This is a genomic window from Prevotella falsenii DSM 22864 = JCM 15124 (assembly GCF_000613945.1).
Lineage (GTDB): Bacteria > Bacteroidota > Bacteroidia > Bacteroidales > Bacteroidaceae > Prevotella > Prevotella falsenii.
Window position 1 is genome coordinate 1 of sequence record NZ_BAJY01000032.1, and the last position, 22969, is coordinate 22969.

The 22969-nt window shown below is 43.6% G+C and carries 20 protein-coding genes; 14 read left to right on the plus strand and 6 right to left on the minus strand.

The annotated features are described in order from the left end of the window. Positions 1–2359 (plus strand): leucine-rich repeat domain-containing protein (locus JCM15124_RS10370; RefSeq protein WP_024999374.1); only part of this gene is annotated, 2359 nt, incomplete at its 5' end. 14 nt (positions 2360–2373) lie between these two features. After that, positions 2374–2574 (plus strand): hypothetical protein, encoded by a 201-nt coding sequence (locus tag JCM15124_RS10375; RefSeq protein ID WP_024999375.1) that lies wholly within the window; start codon positions 2374–2376, stop codon positions 2572–2574. 585 nt (positions 2575–3159) lie between these two features. Here the strand turns inward: JCM15124_RS10375 and JCM15124_RS10380 are convergent. Then, positions 3160–5094, minus strand: coding sequence for a leucine-rich repeat domain-containing protein (locus tag JCM15124_RS10380; RefSeq protein WP_024999376.1), 1935 nt, complete (start codon positions 5092–5094; stop codon positions 3160–3162). Between the two features lie 702 nt (positions 5095–5796). On the opposite strand from JCM15124_RS10380, the gene dusB reads away from it, so the two are divergent. The 12 genes from dusB to JCM15124_RS10450 all read left to right on the plus strand — a co-directional run bounded on the left by dusB (position 5797) and on the right by JCM15124_RS10450 (position 17110). Beyond that, positions 5797–6768: a tRNA dihydrouridine synthase DusB gene (gene dusB, locus JCM15124_RS10385; protein WP_024999377.1), complete on the plus strand. Its 972-nt coding sequence runs from the start codon at positions 5797–5799 to the stop codon at positions 6766–6768. A gap of 125 nt (positions 6769–6893) precedes the next feature. Continuing rightward, the gene (gene ruvB / locus JCM15124_RS10395) at positions 6894–7928 is read left to right on the plus strand and encodes a Holliday junction branch migration DNA helicase RuvB (protein ID WP_024999378.1); all 1035 of its coding nucleotides are present in this window, start codon (positions 6894–6896) and stop codon (positions 7926–7928) included. A 167-nt stretch (positions 7929–8095) separates the two neighbouring features. Then, positions 8096–8566, plus strand: coding sequence for a DUF4252 domain-containing protein (locus JCM15124_RS10400; protein ID WP_024999379.1), 471 nt, complete (start codon positions 8096–8098; stop codon positions 8564–8566). A 4-nt stretch (positions 8567–8570) separates the two neighbouring features. Next, entirely contained in the window at positions 8571–9071 is a 501-nt protein-coding gene (locus JCM15124_RS10405; protein WP_024999380.1) for a DUF4252 domain-containing protein, read from the plus strand. Positions 9072–9094: 23 nt separating this feature from the next. Then, the gene (locus tag JCM15124_RS10410; protein ID WP_024999381.1) at positions 9095–9595 is read left to right on the plus strand and encodes a GFO_1088 family ECF-type sigma factor; all 501 of its coding nucleotides are present in this window, start codon (positions 9095–9097) and stop codon (positions 9593–9595) included. After that, complete coding sequence (locus tag JCM15124_RS10415; protein ID WP_024999382.1) at positions 9595–10086, plus strand: PG0215 family putative anti-sigma factor; 492 nt, start codon at positions 9595–9597, stop codon at positions 10084–10086. Before JCM15124_RS10410 ends, JCM15124_RS10415 begins: the two co-directional genes overlap by 1 nt. A 2-nt stretch (positions 10087–10088) precedes the next feature. After that, entirely contained in the window at positions 10089–10538 is a 450-nt protein-coding gene (locus tag JCM15124_RS10420; RefSeq protein ID WP_024999383.1) for a DUF4252 domain-containing protein, read from the plus strand. Positions 10539–11019: 481 nt separating this feature from the next. Then, positions 11020–13365: a type I DNA topoisomerase gene (topA, locus tag JCM15124_RS10430; protein ID WP_024999384.1), complete on the plus strand. Its 2346-nt coding sequence runs from the start codon at positions 11020–11022 to the stop codon at positions 13363–13365. 48 nt (positions 13366–13413) lie between these two features. Further along, on the plus strand, positions 13414–13977 hold the full coding sequence (locus JCM15124_RS10435) for a shikimate kinase (RefSeq protein WP_024999385.1): 564 nt from the start codon (positions 13414–13416) through the stop codon (positions 13975–13977). Between the two features lie 108 nt (positions 13978–14085). Then, positions 14086–15978, plus strand: a complete 1893-nt coding sequence (gene speA / locus JCM15124_RS10440) for a biosynthetic arginine decarboxylase (RefSeq protein WP_024999386.1) — start codon at positions 14086–14088, stop codon at positions 15976–15978. A 153-nt stretch (positions 15979–16131) separates the two neighbouring features. Then, on the plus strand, positions 16132–16641 hold the full coding sequence (locus JCM15124_RS10445) for a GFO_1088 family ECF-type sigma factor (RefSeq protein WP_024999387.1): 510 nt from the start codon (positions 16132–16134) through the stop codon (positions 16639–16641). Continuing rightward, positions 16631–17110, plus strand: a complete 480-nt coding sequence (locus JCM15124_RS10450; protein ID WP_024999388.1) for a PG0215 family putative anti-sigma factor — start codon at positions 16631–16633, stop codon at positions 17108–17110. Before JCM15124_RS10445 ends, JCM15124_RS10450 begins: the two co-directional genes overlap by 11 nt. 134 nt (positions 17111–17244) lie before the next feature. On the opposite strand, the gene JCM15124_RS15990 is transcribed toward JCM15124_RS10450, so the two are convergent. The 5 genes from JCM15124_RS15990 to JCM15124_RS10475 all read right to left on the minus strand — a co-directional run bounded on the left by JCM15124_RS15990 (position 17245) and on the right by JCM15124_RS10475 (position 22634). Continuing rightward, positions 17245–17424 carry a hypothetical protein gene (locus JCM15124_RS15990; RefSeq protein ID WP_156930709.1) on the minus strand — a complete coding sequence of 60 codons (180 nt, stop codon included), beginning with the start codon at positions 17422–17424 and terminating at the stop codon, positions 17245–17247. 691 nt (positions 17425–18115) lie between these two features. Then, positions 18116–19141: a hypothetical protein gene (locus tag JCM15124_RS10460; protein ID WP_024999390.1), complete on the minus strand. Its 1026-nt coding sequence runs from the start codon at positions 19139–19141 to the stop codon at positions 18116–18118. A gap of 57 nt (positions 19142–19198) precedes the next feature. Then, positions 19199–19936: a hypothetical protein gene (locus JCM15124_RS10465; RefSeq protein ID WP_024999391.1), complete on the minus strand. Its 738-nt coding sequence runs from the start codon at positions 19934–19936 to the stop codon at positions 19199–19201. Positions 19937–19976: 40 nt separating this feature from the next. Beyond that, positions 19977–22103 (minus strand): TonB-dependent receptor, encoded by a 2127-nt coding sequence (locus tag JCM15124_RS10470; protein ID WP_024999392.1) that lies wholly within the window; start codon positions 22101–22103, stop codon positions 19977–19979. 207 nt (positions 22104–22310) lie between these two features. Then, positions 22311–22634 carry a hypothetical protein gene (locus tag JCM15124_RS10475; RefSeq protein ID WP_024999393.1) on the minus strand — a complete coding sequence of 108 codons (324 nt, stop codon included), beginning with the start codon at positions 22632–22634 and terminating at the stop codon, positions 22311–22313. Positions 22635–22969 lie beyond the last annotated feature (335 nt).

The following is a 22969-nucleotide window of genomic DNA, read 5'->3' on the forward strand; positions in this document are numbered from 1 at the left end:
GTATGATATGGAGACGCTCTACTTCTATCCACCTAACAAACAAGGTACGGTCTATAATATTCCGGCAAGCGTTAAAACGATAGCAAGAAGAGGTTTTCAAAGCGCACAGCATCTTACCTCAATGGTTATTCCTCAGAATGTAGAGGCTATAAACGAAGAAGCGTTCCGTACAGCGAAAGCTATAGAAACCATATCGTTTGCAGAAACTTCAAAAGTTAAGAGTATCGAATACCACGCTTTTAGAGCATTGCCTAAGTTAAAAGAGGTAACATTGCCATCAACGCTCTCTGAAATCAGCCAAATATTCTTTGAATGCGAAAATTTGGAGACCGTCAATGTACCTGATAATTCACAGCTAAAGAAAATTTTGAAAGATGCTTTCACTACCAATACCAAACTGAAAGCTTTCAATTTCCAAGGCAGTTCTGTTTTAGAAGAGATTAACGAAAATGCTTTTGCCAACCTGAAAGAACTTGCAACATTCAACTTCCCTAAATCGGTTGTATCCATAAAAGCCAATGCTTTCAGTGGCTGTAGCGGTATGACGAAGGTTAGTTTTGCATCTGATGCAGCTATTTCGGTTATTGGAAGTGGTGCATTTGCCGACTGTGGATTGAATAGTTTCGATGTTCCTAATAAGGTACAGACTATCGAGAGAGAGGCATTTCGCAATTGCAAGGCACTTAAAACTATCAATGTTACTGAAACAACAACCAAGATTAGCCCCGAGGCTTTTAAGTATTGCTCAAACCTAACAGGTATTAATGTGAGCAAGAAAAATCAAGTTTACTCAAGTGTAGACGGCTATTTGTTGTCCAAAAATAAGGAAACGCTGATTATTTTTCCTGCCGGTAAGGCCAATAACCAATTTACATTGCTCCCTCCATCTATTAAGGAAATAGGAGAATATGCCTTCTATGACTGTAAAGAATTGAAGAACGTAACCATTCCAAACAAGGTAACCACTATTGGTAAGCGTGCTTTTGGTCTTTGTTCAAATTTGAATACGATTACTTTCCTTTGCGATGCAATGATACCTGCAGCTAATATCAATCAGCTTCAAAGCGAGATGTCGTTTGACGATGGTACCCAAGCAGCTGATATGTTTAAGAATATTACAATCAACGTACGTAAGGAACGCCTTGCCGAATATGAGGCTGAACCATTCTACAAGAAATTCAAACAACCTATTGGCGTATCGTTCACCGAAGGTACGGAGGAATATATTGCAGTGTCAGATAAAGACGTAGACATGCTCAGCACGACACGTAAAGATTACACATTCGTACTTCCTACTGAAGTTAAACACAATGGCAAGACATACAATGTTAGCTTGATAGGCGACTACGCTTTCCAAAATGCAACCAAAGATATAAAGGAAGTTGTGGTTAAGAAGAATGTGAAATACATCGGTGCTAAGGCTTTTGTAACTAAAATCAGTGATAATACAAGCACTGTAGAAAGTGTTTTCTTCATCGAAAGTACTCCTAATAAAAGCATGTTAAGTACTACTCGATTCGAACTTGACGAAACAGGAACTAACTATAACGAGTTTGCTGCAACAACCAAAGTATATGTGAAGAAGTCAGCTCTTGCGAATTATAAGACTGAATGGGCGAAGACAGTTTATGATGTTGCCACCGATAAAGACAAGAAGAGCAATTTCGACTTCACCTCACAGCTTGATTATCAAATCAAGGACGTGAAGATAAATCACAAATACGGTACATTTGCTCGCGAGTTCGATGTGGACTTCAGCATTTACAAAAAAGAAATGCATAAGGGAGATATAGGTGCTTTCGTTGGTAGAATAGGCGAAGTGAAGCCTGGCAATGGCGATTATGGAACCTCTACTTACCATATAAGAATGTCAAGTGTAGATTTAAACGGCGTCGGCAGTGGTAACTATGGCTATGTACCGGCCAATACAGGCGTGTTGCTGAAGGTTCTCGAGCAAGAAACAATACCGACCGACTTCTACTATGCTATCGGTGAGGACGATGATAAGAATTACTCAATCACCAACAATATTATGTATGGAATTACCGTAAATCCCCGCAACGTATCGGCAACAACAACCGGCGAGGTCATCTATGTAATGCAGAAGGGTATTTTTAGAAAGGCTATGTCTACCATTGCCCTCCCTATCCATAAGGCTTATGCAAAGATAGAAGGTGTACCTGAAGGTGCTAAGGTAGAGTTTTCTTTCTCAGACGATAACACCACAAACGCGATAATGACAATCGACGAAGCGACGACAGTCGATGACAACGCTTACTACAATCTCAATGGGCAGCGTATCAGCAAGCCGCAGAAAGGTGTTTATATTCACAAAGGAAAGAAAATAATAATCAGATAAGACTATAAAGGACAATGGAAAAGAGAATATATATAGTGCCAAAGACCATTAAGAACCACTTGGAAATAGAGAATTTAATGTTAATAACCAGCCCCGGCGTAGGTGGCGACTATGACCCAAATCTGCCGATAGATAGCAAGGAGTTCGACTTCTTTGATGAAGAAGGAAGCGAAATGGAAACGAAAGATAGCTACCAATTGTATTGGGACTATTAAAAAAGCCGGTTTGAGAAGACCGGAACAAAACATTTCTGTTTACTTTTTATATACTCTTGTGAAGGGTATATAAAGAAATTAGGGAGGCACAGAGCAGTGTCTCCTTTTTTTAGCTATCAAAATAGATGCCCGATGCAAAAGTACAATTCTATAAAGCGATGAAACAAGAGGGAAGAAACAAGCGGTTAGGAAAATACTTCTTATATCAAACTCACGTCATACTTTTGTTGTCCGCTAAAAACCAAAGTGTAAGTACACCTTAATTATATTAGTGGGAAAAGGGAAATGTTTTATAATCATTTTTCGTAAGCGTATCTATTGTTTAACCCTTTTATTACCAATGCTTTACGAAACCTATTGTTTCGCAACGTCAAAGCGCAGTTGTCGCTTTTTAACAGAATAATCTTTACAAAGCCGAAGATGTTTCCACGTATTGTTTTAAAGGTTTCATTACTTTTTTATACCAATGGGAAAGGAAGTTCTCTGCGTTCCATACACGCAGAAAAAGAAAAGAGCGTGTGCCGGAAGTTCTATTTGACACACGCTCTTGAATGATGGTTTACTTACGATGAAACAATGCTCTTATTAGCGCATTACCTTGATAGCAAGGTTGCCTTGTCGTATTATAATAATGTGTCCTGTTGGCAAAGAGACGGTGGCTTCGCCGTTTGCATCGGTAAGGCCGGTGCCAAGGAGTTTGCCGGATACATCGTAGATGTTGTAATCCTTCTCGGCTTGCAAACCCATAACAACGATGTTTCCGTTGTGGCGTATCACTTTTACGGCTTCAGCTTGAGCATTATGTATGCTGTTATCAACATCGAACACAGCTGCCAATACACCATATTGGTTTATTTTGAAACTGTTTTCGGTAATGTCTTTGCCGTCAAGCATGGCTTTAACAAACTTATAGCCTTTGATAGGAGTAGCTTCTATCTTCACTTCCTTGCCTTTTTCGATAGGTGTCCATTCGGGAATGTTCTTGCCATCGACCATTGTTTTGAAAGTGCCCTGTGCATTTTCCTCGAAACGAAGGCGTACTGTGGTGCACCCTGTGCCATCGCCGGCAACGTTCATCTTCCAGTTTTTGCCTTCCAACAGTGTGTTATCGCAAGTCGCCGAACCGGTATTGCCTTTTATCTGCAACGTTGCCTCATCTTCTTTCTTTACTTTTGGCACTGTGAAAAGAATGTCGTTAATCGCACAAGCGTCGAGTTGGTTGTTGTCCAAGTCGAGATTGCGGAGCAGAAAATTCTTGGAAAGGTCGATGTTTGTAAGCTGATTGCCCGATAAATCGAGGAATTTTAGCTTGGGAAACTTTGTTACATCTATTTCCTTCATACCACAATCTTCCATGTCTATCCATTTCAAAGAAGGCTTGTTGCTTAGGTCAGGGAAGGTCGTAAACTTGTTGTTGCCTGCCGTGATATTCTCAAGTTTAGGGTTCTTGCTTAGGTCTAACTCTGTCAGTCCGGTGTAGGCGCATGCCAATACTTCAAGTTTGGGGTTCATTTTAGTGTCCAATTTGCCCACTTCGTTGAAGCTGCAATAGAGTTGTTCCAAGTTTGCAAGATGGCTAAGGTCTATAGATGTCAGTTTATTATCGGTGATGGCAAGTTCGCGCAACTTAGGTGTTTGCGTCAAATCGAGCTTTGAAATCTTGTTCATCATCACGTCAAGCACTTCCAAGTTCTCGTTCTTTCCTAAGTCGCAAGCTACCAATTTGTTTGCTTGAGCTTTGAAAACAGTTAAGTCGCCGTATATTTTGATAACATCGTTTGGCTCAACTTCCAACTTTACAGCGTTAGGAACGTTCTTGTTCAGCGTGTAGTCGGTCTTCTCTCCGTTTTGTTCTATTTGAATATTCTGCTTGTCTTCGATGCCTTGCAACTCTAAATTCAGATAGATTGGTTTCGGTTCGTCGTCTTCATCGTATTCGATTTTTATGCTCGGATCTACTTTCAATGTAAAGTTTGGCGTCTTTTCAGGCGTCTCGCTGCTCGGTTCGGGGTCTCCGTTCTTAACACAATAGACCATCGCTTTCCACCCCGGCATAGTGGTGGCGGCAAAGCAAGCAACCGAAAGACCGCCGTCGGTAGCCGTCGAACTTATTCTTATGGGCAACTTTTCCGGTGTGCCTTTGATGATTTCGAGCGGCTCTTGCTTTGCCCAACCCCACAGATAGTCTCCGCTTTCGGGGTCTCTTTCGCACGAAAGTTCGATTAAACCGTTGTAAATACGCACTTCGTCGCCCTGTCCGAACTCTATTTTCTCGAATATAACCGTAATGTGCGAGTCCGAATTTTTAGGCTTTAGTCGTTGAAGTGTGTATGCAAAGTTGCCACGCATACCCTTTTCAGGACCGCCATAATCGTAGTATTCCATCGGTTTGCCTTGTTCAATCTCTTTTTCAAACCATGGTCCTTCACTTCCCGGGTGGAATATCCAGCCCGCACTTTGGGCAAACGAGGTAAGAATGCCTACCATTAAGAATACGAAAGTAAAATAGATTTTTCTCATACTGTAATGTTTTTTAGTTTGTTTGATAATAATAGTAATATCATTAAAAAGTTTATTGATTGATATGTTTGAATTTATAATAGATTATTGCAAATGTACGAATTATTGTAAAAAAGCACAAGATTTTGTCGTTTTTAATTGTATTTTTATGTGCGTTTGTTTTAAGAATTACACCGGTATGTTATTTATAAAGACATTTTAAAAAGAGTTGATTGCGATTTAATATGCTTATAAACAGAAAGAAATAAAGCATCTTCGTCCTCAAATTCCTATACCGCATTCACGTTATTCATAGGCGAAAAGAAAGCAATAAAAACGTAAATATTTTTCGCAAGCATAGCTGTCGTCTAACTGTTTATCCGTCAGCGCATTACAAAACCTATTGTTTTGCATTCCAAAACCGTAGGTTTTGCACGGTAAAAGCGTAGGTTTTACAACGCAAAACCTACGGTTTCGCAACGCCAAAGCGATTATATCACTTTTTAACAGAATTATCTTTACAGAATTAAACAGAAAAACACTCACAGTTTCATCATAGGATTTGCCTGAAAACATCTGCGAGATTACTTGCTTTAACTTGCTTTTTTATGTCGAGCTCACGTTAATTCTATCAACGTTTTTGGCTACTCTCAGTTGTATTTTTTGCTTTTTGTAAGCGCATTTTTTATACTTGTACTTAAAAAAAAATGCTATCTTTGCAGTATGAAAATAGGAACGATAGATTTTGGAGAACGCCCTTTGTTCTTGGCACCGATGGAAGATGTAACCGACATAGGCTTTCGTAAAATGTGCAAACGCTTCGGTGCGGCAATGGTCTATACAGAGTTTGTGTCGGCAGATGCTGTTATTCGCAATATAAAATCGACACTCAACAAGATTGTTATCGACGAAGAGGAACGCCCGGTGGGTATTCAGATATATGGAAAAGACGTTGAATCGATGGTCGAAGCTGCCAAGATAGTAGAGCAGGTAAAGCCCGATGTAATCGACATAAACTTTGGTTGCCCTGTAAAGAAGGTAGCCAATAAAGGCGCAGGCTCGGGTATGCTGAAGAACATACCGTTGCTATTGGAAATAACGCATGCGGTTGTGAAGGCGGTAAACACGCCTGTTACGGTGAAAACACGCTTGGGTTGGGACGACAACAACCTTATTATAACCGACCTTGCCGAACAACTTCAGGACTGTGGAATACAGGCTTTGACAATCCACGGTCGCACCCGGGCACAGATGTACACAGGCGAAGCCGACTGGACGCTTATAGGTGAGGTGAAGAAAAACCCGCACATACACATTCCCATCATCGGAAATGGCGATGTAACCGGCGTTGCCGATGCACAGAAACGTTTCGACAGCTATGGCGTAGATGCTGTAATGATAGGCAGAGCCACCTTTGGCTGTCCGTGGTTGTTTAGCGAAACCGATGCCCCGAATGCCCAACAACTTACTTTGGACGATAAAATAGACATCTTGGAAGAGATGTTGCGCATCAATGTAGAGAAGATAGACGAGTACCGAGGCATACTGCATACCCGCCGACACCTTGCGGCATCGCCCATTTTCAAAGGCGTTCCGGACTTCAAGCAAACACGTATTGCGATGCTTCGTGCCAAGAAAATGGACGAAGTCATCGGTATTTTGGAGATTTGCAGAGAACGTTTGCGGACGCTTTAGCATGAATATAGCCGCCGAAAACGTTAAATGTTTTATGGAAGAAACCGCTCCGTTTCTCGTTTTTATTGGCTATCTTTGCAAATTACAAGTCTATTTATTCGTGATAAAGACAGACGAAAGAAGGTATGAATGAAGATTTCGATATAAGAGAAGAGCGATTTACAACAGCCGAAAAGGAATTTGAAAACGCACTGCGACCGCCGAAGTTCGACGACTTTAGCGGGCAAGACAAGGTGGTAGAAAACCTTCGGGTGTTTGTTGAGGCTGCCAAATATCGTGGCGAACCACTCGACCATACGTTGCTTCACGGTCCTCCGGGATTGGGAAAAACCACGTTGAGCAACATCATCGCCAACGAGTTGGGCGTTGGTTTTAAGATTACTTCCGGGCCGGTACTCGATAAACCGGGCGATTTGGCAGGTATTCTTACATCGCTCGAACCCAACGATGTGCTGTTCATCGACGAAATTCACCGCCTTTCGCCCGTTGTTGAAGAATACCTTTACTCGGCAATGGAGGACTATCGAATCGACATTATGATAGACAAAGGTCCTTCGGCACGCTCTATTCAGATAGACTTAAACCCGTTTACGCTTGTTGGAGCGACTACCCGCAGCGGACTTTTAACCGCCCCTTTGCGTGCTCGTTTTGGCATTAATCTGCACTTGGAGTATTACGCACCCGAAACTTTGAGCCACATCATAAAGCGTTCTGCCAACCTGCTGAAAGTGCCTATCGAAGGCGATGCAGCCGTTGAAATAGCCCGACGCTCGCGCGGCACGCCTCGTATTTGCAATGCCTTGTTGCGTCGTGTACGCGATTTTGCACAGGTAAAGGGCAACGGAACCATCGACCACGCTATTGCACAATCGTCTTTGCAATCGCTGAATATCGACAAATACGGTCTTGACGAGATAGACAATAAGATACTTCTGACCATTATCGACAAGTTTCGTGGAGGTCCTGTCGGCGTTTCTACCATTGCAACGGCTATCGGCGAAGATGCCGGAACGCTGGAAGAAGTCTACGAACCTTATCTTATTATGGAGGGATTTATCAAGCGAACCCCGCGCGGACGTATGGCAACAGAGTTGGCTTACGAGCATCTTGGCAAGACAATGCGCGGTTCGTCGGTAAGCGAACCATCGCTCTTTGAGTAACAATGGCTTGAGATGCCCGTGTGGTATCTCAAGTACGACTTTTTTAAACTATAATAAAGAAAAATCAAATAAAAAGTATTTTTTCCCATTTTCTTTGCCACAAAATTGCAACAACTTACGTCTATACCAATAGAAGCAAATTAAAAACTTTTTAAAAGAATACGATTATGAGAACATTTTTCATTTCAATTGCCCTCTTGGCAGTAAGTATGGTTGCTAAAGCACAAAGTGTTGAAAGCATTTTTGAGCAGTTCAAAAATCACGAGAACGTAGAAGTGGTAGACGTACCTAAAGAATTGTTGGCTCTTGGTTTAAAGTCTTCGGGCAATAAAGATGCACAAAAATGGGCAGATAAGATAGACCATCTGCGCGTATTGTCGCTCGACGATGCCACCGAAGCTACAAGTAAAGAATTTCAGAAGGCAGTAGAAAGGCTCAATTGGAAGGGCTACAACGAAATGATAAAAGTAAATTCGGAAGGTTCAAAGGTCAGAATAATGACGCAAGGTACCGATGAAATTATCAAACGTTTGGTTATTTATTCCATAGACGAGGGAGAATGCGCCTTCGTAGTAATAGATGGTAACATCGCTCCGAAAGACATTGATGGTATCATAGAAGGTACAACATCAAAGTAAAAATATGAGAAAGCTACTTTTTATATTTGTTCTCGTCTTAAGCACGAGTGTTGCAAGTGCCGGCCAACAGGCAGGTGAAGACGTCCATAGCTTAATGGCGACATTCAAAGATGCTAAGCATGCGGAGTACCACCATGTAGGTAAGCTGTTGTTTACGTTTGCTAAAACCTTTATAAAAGATAGCGAAGAAGATGCGCAGACTGTATTGAAGTGTATCAATTCCGTAAAGACGTTAGACCTTTACCTGTGCTCCGATGATGTGAAAAGAAACTTTTGGGCACGTGCAAAGCGCATAAACAACAAGAACTACCACGAACTTGTCAGGCAAAATAAGAAGAACAGCTTTTCAAGTGTTCAGATTAAGATGAAACGTGGCGTTGTTCGCGAACTTGTTGTGATTGATGCTGAAGGCTCCGACTGCTCCCTTGTAGTGGTAAAAGGTAAAATACCATTGAACAAGCTCGGAGAAGTTATTAATAGCCAAAGCAAGAAAAAGAAGAAGTAAACGCTCTCACCAAACAGTTATAAATGGAAGCCTCGCAATTCAAAGCAATCTTCTTGCCGTGCCATCGCAGACTTTATGTGCTGGCATGGCGTCTGACGGGCAACACGCAGGCTGCCGAAGACTTGGTGCAGGAAACCTTTCTACGATTGTGGACACGCCGCCACCGGCTTGCCGACATAGAGAACCCGGAGGCTTACAGCATTATGACGCTGCGCCGAATATTCTATGACGTAAAACGTACGAAGCACATTGAAGAAGCCGAACGGGACGTTAGCGAAATGCAGCATAAGGCAACCGAGAACCTAAGCGACCGTATCGACGCGCAAGACCAATGGCAACGCATCAGAGCCATGATACTTGCGCTGCCCGACCCACAAGGAAAGGTGATGCTTATGCGCGATGTGGAAGGACGAACATACGACGAAATCAGTGCCGAAACAGGACTTACGGAAGTTAATCTACGCTCTGTTCTGAGTAGGGCACGAAAGAAAATAAGAGAAAAAATAAAGGAAATAAAGCGATAATGGAAACGAAGGAAACAAAGAAACTATTGGAACGGTTTTACAACGGAATGACCGATGAAACCGAGGAAAAACGTCTTGCGGAGTACTTCTTTAGCAACGAGGTAGACGAGGAGTTGCGCGAGGAAGCCGAAATATTCCTTGCGCTGCAACAAAATGCTGCCAATGAAATGCCGTTTGATTTGGAAAATAAGATTGAACGACAAATAAATCAATGGAACACGGTAGAGTCTACGGCACGCAAAACGGCACGTACGGCAGGTCTGCGTTGGGCGATAGGCATCGCAGCCGGCATATTGATGTTGTTGGCAGTAGGTGTTTTTGTCGATAAACACGAAAGTAAGCAGTTGTCGGACATCGAAAAAACAGACACTTACGATAACCCCGAAGATGCTTATGCCACAGCAAACAAAGCACTTACCAAGTTCTCCGTATCGCTCAACAAAGGGTTGGAATCAATCAATAACATAACAAAACAATCAACAGACAAATAGAAATGAAGAAGATATTGCTACTTTTACTATTCGGATTTACTTTCAATTGCGCCTTCGCACAGAAAGCATTCTTCGACAAGTACGACGATAAGGACGGAATATCAACAGTCTATATCTCGGCAACAATGTTGAGAATGATGGGCAATGTGCAGGCAGGCAACAAAGACATAAGCCGCATTGCAAAGCGATTAGACCATATTCACGTGTTGGAATGCGAGCGTCCTTCGCTCATCAACAGTATAAAGAATGCCGCCCTGACTTATTACAAGCAAGCAAAGTACGCCGTTGTGATGAAAACGAAAAGCAATGGCGAAGATGTTACAATATACGAAAAGAAATATCAGAATGGCAAAAGCGAGTACGTGCTGCTGACGGTTGAACGCGATGAACTCACGATTGTTAATCTGTTAGGGCGTGTATCGTTAGAAGAAATTCAAAGTATTGCAAAATGATACTATCATTTTAAGGGCATCGGATATTTACTAAAAGCGGGTGCAAAATGCCCCTTTACGCCTCATGGTATAAGCAAGAAGACGGTTATAAAAACGTAAACATTTTTCACAGACATAGTTCTTGTGTAATTCTCTTACTGTTAAGGCGTTATAAAACCTATTGTTTTGCGTTCCAAAAGCGTAGGTTTTGCACGGTAAAAGCGGCTGTTTTGCATCGTAAAACAGCCGCTTTCGCAATGCCAAAGCGCAGTTATCATTTTTTAAGAGAATTGTTTTTACAAAATGGTCGTTGCTTTCGCATCAGACATAAGCGAAGAAAAGGAACTGTTCTCCTTTAATAAAGACCCACTAAACCATAGTGTCCGGTACGGCGGTTTTTAGGAACGGTAGTCTTAAAAAAACAAAAAATAGTCCATATATATAAGGTGTATGCAAAAGTTTGCTTAATTTTGCGTCCTTGAATAATGTTACTAATGCTGATATGCAAGAAAACTTAGTTATAGTAGAGAGCCCTGCAAAGGCAAAGACAATAGAGAAGTTCTTAGGCGAAGACTTTAAGGTTATGTCGTCGTACGGACATATTCGGGATTTGAAGAAGAAAGAATTAAGCGTGGATTTGGATACTTTAGAAGCCAACTACGAAATTCCCGAGGAGAAAAAGAAGGTTGTTTCAGAACTCAAGAAGAACGCTAAAGCTGCTAAAAAGGTTTGGTTGGCTTCCGATGAAGACCGCGAAGGAGAAGCCATAAGTTGGCACCTTTGCGAAGTTTTAGGGCTCGACGAGGAGAAAACGAGCCGTATCGTGTTCCACGAAATTACAAAATCAGCCATTCTTGCTGCTATCCAAAACCCACGTCGGTTGGATATGAACCTTGTAAACGCACAGCAGGCACGCCGTGTGTTAGACCGTTTGGTGGGTTTCCGCCTGTCTCCCGTGTTGTGGCGCAAGGTAAAACCGGCACTGAGTGCGGGGCGCGTGCAGAGTGTTGCCGTAAGATTGATAGTGGAACGCGAGCGCGAAATACAGGCGTTTAAGTCGGAACCCTATTACAGAGTGAATGCTATCTTTGCTGTAACCGGTGAAGACGGCACGAAGAACGAAGTAAAAGCAGAACTGAACAAGCGTTTTGCCACTCATGAAGAGGCTTTGGCATTTCTTGAACAGTGCAAGAACGCATCGTTCCAAATATCGTCTATCGCCAAGAAACCATTGAAGCGAACCCCTGCTCCTCCTTTTACAACATCAACATTGCAACAGGAAGCCGCCCGCAAACTTGGTTTTACGGTGAGTCAGACCATGATGGTGGCACAGCGACTGTACGAAGCAGGACGCATCACCTATATGCGTACCGACAGCGTAAACCTGTCTAATCTTGCCGTCAGCACTGCAAAAACCGAGATAGAAAACCTTTACGGGACAGAATATAGCAAGACACGCAAGTATCATACCAACAGCAAAGGTGCGCAGGAAGCCCACGAGGCTATTCGTCCTACCGATATGGCGGCGAGCAGCATCGATGGTACAAGTCAGGAAAAGCGTCTTTACGACCTTATTTGGAAACGTACAGTGGCGTCTCAGATGGCAGATGCCAAGATTGATAAAACCACCGTATCCATCGGCATTTTAGATGCTGAAGGACACGAAACGGACAAACTTCAGTTCGTAGCTACGGGCGAAGTCATCGCCTTCGATGGTTTCTTGAAAGTTTATCGCGAATCTACCGACGATGAAAACGAAAACGAAGACGCCGCTCACGCACTGCCCGCTATGAACGAAGGTCAGATGTTGGAGCGACGCAGCATCGTTTCCACCGAACGCTATTCTATGGGACCGAGCCGCTATACAGAAGCAAGTTTGGTGCACAAGCTCGAAGAATTGGGCATCGGTCGCCCATCAACATACGCTCCGACCATTTCAACCATTCAGCAACGCGAGTATGTTCAGAAGGGCGATAAGAAGGGCGAAGAACGCACATACATGGTAGACACCTTGCAGGCGTTGAAGATTACTTCAAAGAACAAGAAGGAAATGGTGGGTGCCGACAAAGGCAAGCTCATTCCAACCGATATTGGCATTGTGGTAAACGACTTCCTGATGGAGAACTTTCCCGACATTATGGACTACAATTTCACAGCAAGGGTAGAGCAAGAGTTCGATAAGATTTCGGAAGGTAAGGCTGAATGGAATACCGCAATGAAAGAGTTTTATAAGGATTTCGAGCCTGAAGTGGAAGCCGTAATGAATGCACGGTCGGAACATAAGGCAGGCGAACGCCGGTTAGGCATCGACCCCCAGACCAACAAACCGGTATTTGTAAAGATTGGTCGTTTCGGTCCGGTTGTACAAATTGGTACTGCCGACGACACCGACAAGCCTCGTTTTGCGCAAATACCAACCGACAAGAGCATGGAAACACTCACGCTCGACGACGCATTGGAGCTGTTTAAGCTGCCGCGCACTATCGGAAAGTTTGAAGAAACCGATGTTGTGATAGGCGCAGGACGCTTCGGACCTTACATAATGCACAACAAAAAATATGTCTCGCTGCCGAAAGACGAAGACCCGCTTACGGTTTCGCTCGACACAGCCATAAAGTTGATAGAGTCAAAACGCCTCCAAGACGCGCAGCGACACCTGAAACAGTTTGAAGAAGACCCTAAGTTGGAAGTGATGAACGGTCGTTTCGGGCCTTACATCGCATACGATGGAAAGAATTACCGCATACCAAAGGCAATGCACGAGAAGGCTTCCGAGCTTACCTACGAAGAGTGTCAGAACATTATAAAGAACGCACCCGAACCCAAGGCAAGGCGCGGACGCAAATAAACAAACATACTACTGCCTTTCCTTAACGGGAAAGCAGAATGGTGAAGAATGGCGGAGAACCTACAGAACAGCCCGAAACGAATTATCATAATAGGCTATATGGGCGCAGGGAAGACCACGCTCGGGAGGGCATTGTCCAAGATTTTGGGCTTTTCGTTCTATGATTTGGACTGGTATATAGAAACCCGAATGCGCAAAACCATAGCACAGATATTTGAAGAGCGGGGCGAAGAGGGGTTCAGAACCATAGAACGCAATATGCTGCACGAAGTTGCAGAGTTTGAAAATGTCATTATCTCTTGCGGTGGAGGCACTCCTTGTTTCTTCGATAATATGGATTATCTGAACCGACAAGGCGAAACGGTATATCTGAATGCTACAACCGACATTATCTGCAAGCATCTTAATATGAGCAAGAACGTTCGTCCGCTGTTGATAGGGAAGTCGCCCGACGAGGTCAAAGCCTTTGTAGACGAGCAGATAAGCAAGCGTAATGCTTTCTATATGAAGGCAAAACACATTCTCGAAGTGCATTTGATGGACAATCGCGAAAAGATAAATACGCTGGCAGAGCAGCTTATTGCGATGACAGGAGTAAGAGAAAAGACTTAACAGAGAATAGAGAAAATAAATAAACAACAATACGATTTCATTATTGGGAGCAAAATCCAACCGCACCATAACGGCACAAAAGCTCTCTATAAACACAACAGATAGGTTATGAAAAAATGGACTATTGAAGATTCGAAGGAACTCTACAACATCAAAGGGTGGGGTACTTCTTACTTTGGCATCAACGAAGCCGGACACGTTTACGTTACACCGTGCAAGGATAATACAGAGTTGGATTTGTGCGAAATAATGGACGAGTTGGTCTTGCGCGATGTTACGCCTCCCGTTTTGCTCCGTTTCCCCGATATTCTCGACAATCGTATCGAGAAAACATCGTCTTGTTTCGACGTTGCAAGAAAGGAATACAATTACGAAGGCGAAAATTTCATTATCTATCCTATCAAGGTGAACCAGATGCAACCTGTTGTGGACGAGATTATTTCGCACGGTCGAAAGTTCAATCTCGGCTTGGAAGCAGGTTCAAAGCCTGAGTTGCATGCCGTAATAGCTGTGCAATGCCAGAGCGATTCGCCCATTATCTGCAACGGATACAAAGACCAAAGCTATATAGAACTTGCACTTTTGGCTCAAAAAATGGGTAAGCGCATCTTCATTGTGGTGGAGAAACTGAACGAAATAGATATTATTGCGAAAGCTGCCAAGAAGCTCAATGTAATGCCAAACATCGGTATTCGCATTAAATTGGCGACTACCGGTTCGGGCAAATGGGCGGAAAGTGGTGGCGATGCATCGAAGTTCGGTCTTACGGCATCGGAACTTTTGCAGGCTCTTGATAAGCTCGACGAGAAAGGAATGCACGATTGTCTGCGCCTTATTCATTTCCACATCGGTTCGCAAATTACAAAAATACGCCGTATTCAGACCGCGCTCACCGAAGCTGCGCAATACTATGCCAACCTTAGAAAGATGGGGTACAATGTCGATTTTGTGGATTGTGGCGGCGGATTGGGCGTCGATTACGACGGAACACGTTCATCGAGCAGCGAGAGTTCGGTGAATTACAGCATTCAAGAGTACGTGAACGACTGTGTTTCCACCTTCGTAGATGCATCGAACAAGCACGGAATACCACACCCGAACATCATTACCGAAAGTGGTCGCAGCGTTGCAGCCCATCATTCTATACTTGTTATCAATGTCTTGGAAACAGCTTCGCTCCCCGAAATGTCGGAAGAATTTGAGGCAAAAGATACCGACCACCAGCTTGTGCGTGAGCTTTATAAGATTTGGGACAACATAAACTCGCGCAATATGCTTGAAGATTGGCACGATGCGGAGCAGATACGCGAAGAGTCTTTAGAGCTTTTCTCGCACGGTATGGTAGATTTGAAAACCCGTGCCGAAATAGAAGCAATGTATTGGAGCGTTTGCCACGAGATAAACATACTGGCAAAAAGTATGAAGCACGTACCCGATGAATTGCGAAACTTAGACAAACTGCTCGCCGATAAATACTTCTGCAACTTCTCGCTTTTCCAGTCGCTCCCCGATAGTTGGGCTATCGACCAGCTTTTCCCCGTTATGCCTATCCAGCGATTGAACGAACGCCCTACACGAAAAGCCACTTTGCAAGACATTACCTGCGACAGCGACGGCAAAATCTCCAATTTTGTAACGGGAGGACGTACTGCCCATGTATTGCCCGTGCACTCACTGCGTCGCAACGAGCCTTACTATCTTGGCGTTTTCCTTGTTGGTGCTTACCAAGAAATACTCGGCGACTTGCACAATCTTTTCGGCGATACCAACGCCGTGCACCTTTCAGTGAAAGACGGCAGCTATCACATCGACCAAATCATCGATGGTGAAACCGTAGAAGAGGTGCTCGAGTACGTTCAATATAATCCGAAGAAACTTGTTCGCCAGCTCGAAATATGGGTAACAAAGAGCGTTAAGCAAGGAAAAATCTCGCTCGAAGAGGGCAAAGAGTTCCTTAGCAACTACCGCAGCGGACTTTACGGCTACACCTATTTGGAGTAAAAACTCCAATATAGGTGCGTTGGCGCAAGATGCCAACTATTGTTTCTTTCGTCGGGAAAGAGTATTCGGGTTCTTAACGAAGGTTAAAACAGGCCCTTTTACACCTGTTCTTGTAACTTCCACCCCGGCTAATTCGTCATACAAACAGAGAGTATGAAAAAAGTGAGTTTCCGAAACGATGTGTTACCGCTGAAGAATCAACTCTTCAGGCTTGCCCTCCGCATAACTCTCAGTAGGGAAGAAGCAGAGGACATAGTGCAGGACACAATGATAAAAGTTTGGGATAAACGCTACGAATGGAGCAGTATCGACTCCATAGAAGCCTACAGCTTGCGGATATGCAGAAACCTTTCGCTCGACAGGCTGAAGAAGCGAGACAACCAAAACGACTCTTTCGAGGAGGAAAAACTCGACGCAGTGCATACTTCCACACCGCAAGACCGCTTGATAGACCAAGACAGGCTGCGTGTAGTAAAGGAAATTGTAGACTCTCTGCCCGAAAAACAACGCTCCTGCATGCAGTTGCGCGACTTTGAAGGCAAGCAATACAAGGAAATTGCCGGCATCTTAGGCATTACGGAAGAACAAGTAAAGATAAACATTTTCCGTGCTCGCCAAGCGGTTAAACAAAGGTTTCAGAAGATAGAACAATATGGATTATAAGTACATAGAACAGTTAATGGAGCGTTATTGGCGTTGCGAAACATCTCTTCAAGAAGAAGAGATACTGCGCTTATTCTTCTCTCAAGGGGAAGTTCCTGCCAATTTGCTGCCTTATAAGGACTTGTTCGTCTACGCACAAGAACAAAAGGCAACCGACAAACCGGGCGATGACTTTGACCAAAAGATACTCGAAATGGTGGACGAAGACCAGCCTGTAAAGGCTCGTGTTATCACGATGCGCCAACGCTTAATGCCATTGTTCAAGGCTACAGCGGTTGTAGCCATTCTGCTGACACTTCAGAATGCGTTGCAAGGGACATTCACCAACACTACGCCTGCTGCTCAACAGCCTGTTGAAATGTCGAACACGACCAAGGCTCCCAAAGGTCCGGCAGTAGCAAAAGCCGACTCTGCAAAGGTAGATTCAACCCAGAAGGTCAGCGCAATCACCGAAACGGAGTATAATTAAATACGAATATCATTTGATGCTTTCTCTATAAAACAAATCATTTTCTAATAAAACAAGTACGAAACTGTGAAGTTTCATATCTCAAATTTTTTAAGACAATAGAACAAAAGCCGACATCTTTGGGTGTCGGCTTTTTATTTTTTTATCCTCAATCGTTCATTAGCGTCCTTAACTGATTTTATTCGATTGTTGAGCAGCTGTGCAGCCATTTCATCGGAGGCGTAGCGGGCTACGTCGAGATGTAATGGCTGCGCAGATGCCGGCAAGCGGACGAAACCGGTAAGGAAGCATGACGGAATAACAAATATAAGCAAATGCGTCCTGATGAGCGATTGGGGTTTATTGCTTTAGTCTTGCTTTTCTGAACCGGAAAAGCCTTTTATATTCTTATTCTGCTTTGCTTGCAAAGCTTGTTGCATAGGCGAAAATCAGGCGGTAAAAGTGTAAATGTTTTTCGCAGTCGTATCTGTTGTGTAACTGTTTTGTTATCAATGCGTTATAAAACCTATTGTTTTGCATTCCAAAACCGTAGGTTTTGCACGGTAAAAGCGTAGGTTTTGCAACGCAAAACCTACGCTTTCGCAATGTCAAAACGAAACTATCGTTTTTTAACGGAATTATGTTTACAAAATCAAGGCTGTTTTTATGCGTTGGCTTAATGTTTATGAGGGACTATAGGAATAATAGAGTTCCTAAGTAAAACTGAGTTTTTTCGGTGTCAGGAACGTGATAAATCACAGCCCATACCTGTCCTTGTACAGTATAAAATTATCTTTTTGGAATACTAAAGTTGTTTTCAGCATTTGGCGTAAGTAATAAAGTAGAAGCTGTTCTTTGAAACAAAATTCTACCGAAGTGGGGCAAAAACGAAATAATCCCACAGTCCAAAGAGTATGAGGACTGTGGGATTATTGATTTTTAGTTGCTGTAAGACTTTTCCGATGAGATAGTCTTTTCTGCCTTCAGATATTATCCGATTTTGTCAAAGAGACATTTTTTCCTATCTTAGAACCAGAAACCGCTGTCGTTGTGCGGTGCAGGTTCGCCATTCAAACGGTAGTATAGCTCGCGAAGCACTTCTTTATACGGTTTGTTAAAACAGCTCTTCAGCGTGTTGATGAGGCGTTTGTAGACAGCCGGAACATCTTCCTCCTTCATATCCAAGGTAATTTCCTCCTCGCCGTCGCCTAATTCGTCTCTGTCCATATAAACCATTATGGGAATGGTTATCGTAGGATACCACTTTTCGTTGCTTAGCTGTTCTTGTGTAGGTGTCCAGTCGGCAACTTGCAAATGGCTTTTTACGAGGTTTCCGTTATTATCTTTGAACTCCAAATCCTTAAGGCGCACGTTCTTTTTATCGTGGCTTTCCATCAACATAATGTTAAGGTTGCAGGTTTGACGGCAGTAGCCAAACGACATGATACCTTTAAAGCCGAGCGGGTCTTTAAGTCCATTGTAGTGCCCTTTCTTGCTGTGAATGGTTTCGTTCCAAGGTGTTGGGTCTACGTAGTCGTAGCGCATGAACTCGTGATTGCCGGGATTGTCGAGCTTTTTGTCGAAGTCGGGGAACGCCTTTTGGCTCTCTACCACGAAGAAATGTTGATAATGGTCGCTCTTTCCGTTTTCTATGAACTCGCCGTTTATTAGCTTTCCGGCGGCATCGTAGTATTTAATGTCCAATGCGTGGCTTACAGCCGCTTCGGTATTTTGATATTTATTGTAGCTCATTGCATAGAGATAAGGAGGATTTTCAGCGTCGGCTACCCATTTCCCGTTTTGCATTGTGAAGACAAACTGCTGTGGTGCGCCAAAAATCTTAGCACCATCGTACATACCATTCTCATGGAAACCGGCATAACCGTGCAGATGTCCTTCGTAAACGTTGATTACTACTTTCGCCGGTTTCGGTCCTACAAGTTTTTTAGTCTTGTCTTTCGGTCCTACTTCGTCTTTGCTGCATGCTGTAAATCCGGCAGCTACGATGATGCCCATTGCTACGAATAGCATAGACTTTAATACATTTTTCATTGTTGTTTTTTCGTTTAATGGGTTATTATTATATAAGTTTTATTGATTGAAACCTTGTTACTTTTCTATTTCTATGGGCAGTCTGACACTCAAATCCCATAGTGCTTTGTTGAGTTGAGCAGGCGATGGTGCCCAGAAAGGAGAGGCTTTGCCGTCTTTACCGAATTTTGTTAGGTTGCCGGAGTGCATCAATGCCACCTTTAAGTTGAATTTTGTATCGGGTTGCAAGAAACGTATGAAACCGAAAAAGCCCATAGGATTGCTGTCGCCAATGAACTTTCCCTTGTATGTATCGGCGTAAGTGTATTCGTAAGGCAGCTTTGCGCGGTCTTTTACCAATACGTTGTGTGCACCGTCGTTTACGTAATACATGAAGAAATGCTGGTGAATTTTGTCTTGTTCGTTATCGTAGAACTGGTGATTCATGTGTTCTCCTTTTGCATTGTAGTAGTCCATGCGCAACGAATAAACCACATCCGGGTGTGTTTTCGTGTTTTTTACAACGAATTTGGTTTGTCCTCCGTCGCCTGTCTTGAAGTCTTCGCCTTTCACAACTTCCCAAACGATTTTCTGAACATTGCCTGTTGGCACGAAATCAGCTTCTTTTGGCATGTTCTCGAACGCAGCTCCATTGCGTAGTTTACCCTCTGTGAGCGTGAAAACAGCCTGCGTAGGGTCTTCGTGCAGCTTGTTGGATTTCTCGTCTTCCGGCTTTTCAGGGTTGCAAGCAGAGAAAATACCAATACCAAGCACGCCTAATAAAATAGGAAAAATACTGTTTTTAATTTTCATCATTTTGTCTTTTATAGTTTATTTGTTATACTTCTGTTTTTATTTAGAACTTCCAACCCAAGGTGAGCCTTATGTCTCTGCCGAGGTCGTGCGCATAGTATCGTGCACGGTTGGTGTATTCTTTGTATTCTTTATTGAAAAGATTGTCGGCTGAAACGAACAATCGAAGAGCGTTGTGCGCATCTATTTTCCATTCTGTTCCCACTTCAAAGCCGAACAAACTGTAAGATGCCGGCGCAAAATCGATAAGGTCGGTGGCTGCATCGAAGCGGTGTTGGCGTGCAACAAAGCGGTGTTTAAGTTCCAACCATGGTGCAAACTTTCCTAAAAGCTTAGGTGTGTATGTCAGACTGTGGTTGAAACGGAACGACGGAATATAGGGTAAGTAGTTGTTTGTGTGCCTTTCGTTTGCCCAAATCATCGCCGACACGAAATGATATTCTACTTCTGCGAGAGGACGAAGGCGCAAATCGAGGTCTATTCCTCGAATAAACGCATCGGTCTGCATATATTGGAACAACGGATAAGTGCCCGAAATAACCGTTACGTGTTCACCTTTCATGGGGCGGTCGTATATGTAGTTCTTCACCCATTGTAAGTAAGCGTCGAGCCGAACATCAAGAAACGTGCTGCGATATTCAACCGATGTAACCCATTTGTAGCTGTTCTCGGAGTTCATGGTGGAGTCGCCGCGCACGAAACGCCCCGAACCAAGCTCGTTACCGTTGCTATACAGCTCGAAAACATGGGGTGCACGCCATGCCAAACCTAAGTTGGACGTGAGCGTCAGCTTGTCGGTGGCATGGTAATGGCCGCCTATGCTGTAAGTGAAATTGGCAAAAGTGCGGTGTCCGCCATAGTAGTCGCCCGTCCAGTCGTAGCCTGCTGCCTTCGTGTTTTGCCAATCGAAACGAACGCCTGCCTCTGCTCCGACCCTGTTGCGTTCGTACTTTTGGAAAGCGTAAGCCCCTATCTGGGTTTCCGTATGGTTCGGAATGATGGGCACAACGCCTGTTCCTCTCTGGTTGGAATGGTTTGTATTGGTAAGCTGTGCGCCAATTTCGCTTTCCCAAAGTCCATAATTCTTACGCCAACGCAAATGGTTCTGCAGCGATTTAAGGTGCATGCTCACAGCCGGAATGTAGGAAAGGTTCATTCGTCGAATGCGATTTTCCTCCCTATCGTCCTTCTGAAACGATGCCAACCAATAGAACCTCCCGTACTTCTCGCTGTCGTAGAACAGTTTCAGTGTGGCGTTTGTGTGAACAATGTGTTGGAAAGGATAGTCGATATGGCGTGTATAAGGCGTTATATCGACAGGTTTGCCTATCTTGATGCGCTCTGCAAGCAAGTCCTCGTCGCCCATCTGAGCGTTGAAAAGCACACCCAACTTCAGGTCGTAACGGCTGAAATAGCCTTCCATGCGGAAATTTTTATGGCGATAGCCCAATGCCGTTGAGAAGTCAAACTCGCGTGTTCCCGTGTTGTTCAGCAAGTAATTGGCTGCCCGTTGGTCGCCGCTGTTGGCATAAGTAGCCTGAATGCGCCACGCCAACGAAGGCAGAAAGGGCATAGAACCTTCGGTATTGCCCACCACCTGATAGCGATAGCCGTTGGAACCGTACATGCTCGACAGCTTTCCGCTTACTTTTTTCTGCCCGTAAGGCAACATATCCTGCTCCATTACCACAATTCCGCCAAGGGCTTCAGAGCCGTATCGCACTGCTTCCGCGCCTTTAACAACTTCTATTTTCGAGCTGCTGTTCTTATCAACCTCCGGTGCGTGGTCGGCACCCCACTGCTGTCCGGTGAGCTTGGCACCGTTATTCACCAGCAAAATCCTATTTCCGTACATGCCGTGGATAACCGGTTTCGACACGGTACTGCCTGTCTGAATAGAGCTGACGCCGCTGACACGTTCCAACATCGCACCCAGCGATTGCCCCATAGACCGTTCTATGATTTGGCTGTTAAGCTGTGAACTTACAACATTGTTGCTAACGAGTTTTCGAGTGGTGGTAACTTCCACTTCGTCCATAAGATGGGTTTTCTGTATTGCCGTATCTGCGTATGCCGTAATATCGTTTTTCGGTTGCTGTGCAAAGCCGTTTGCAGGCACGCCGATATACAATCCCACTACGCCCATAACTGTGTAGACGAGCTTTTTCATATTCTTCACTATGAAATAATAATAAAATAAATGGTTAAATGCTGTTTTCTGTGTATTGCAAAGCAGCGCAACGGTGCGGTATCTACTTGATATATAGCCTCGCAAGCATATACACTGGCGCACAGAAAAGCACTATGACAATACACCAAAGCCTACAAACACAATGTGTTGCAAGCATAAAAGCGTTCTAAAAAAACTATTTAGAAACTAAGCAAAAAAGGGAGGAGCGTGCGCGTTTACCGATTCTACCGACCTGTAAACTATAATGGGTTCTAATGCTTGAGGCTTGTGAAAGAGGGTGCAAACCGTTATCGGAACAAAGCTGAACAGTTTCACTGCGTCGGCTTTGTGCATCGTAAAGTCGCAGACAAAACAAGATGCGCCTACCTCCGCATTGTGCGTGGCAGCCAATTTCTCTATGTGAACATCTTCATTGTGGTGGAAGTGCAAATCTTTTATAGCAAGTACGGTCGTGAATGTTATCAATAACATCCATGCCATAAGTATTTTTGAAAGATTTGTTCTTCTCATTTAAGTTCTGCTTGCGTTCTCTAAGTGGGATTTTGGTATTTGTAATCCTCTCTGTCTGCAGGGATTTTACACCCCGAAACATTCATCTTTATGCTTGTTTACCGCATTAGATGCTTTGCAAAAGTATAGAAAATAGTGGAAACAAACCAAGTAAATCACTCTTGTTTATATCTTTTTAACGTTGCGTGCGCATATCTGTTATAGAAATTAACCCATTCGGAAAATGCCCTTATATATAAGGTGTAAAACCTGAAAACAGCGGTAAAACGACAGAAAACACCTATTAATGAAATATATTGAGCAAATAATTGCAAAAAAGTTAGGTGGTTATTGGA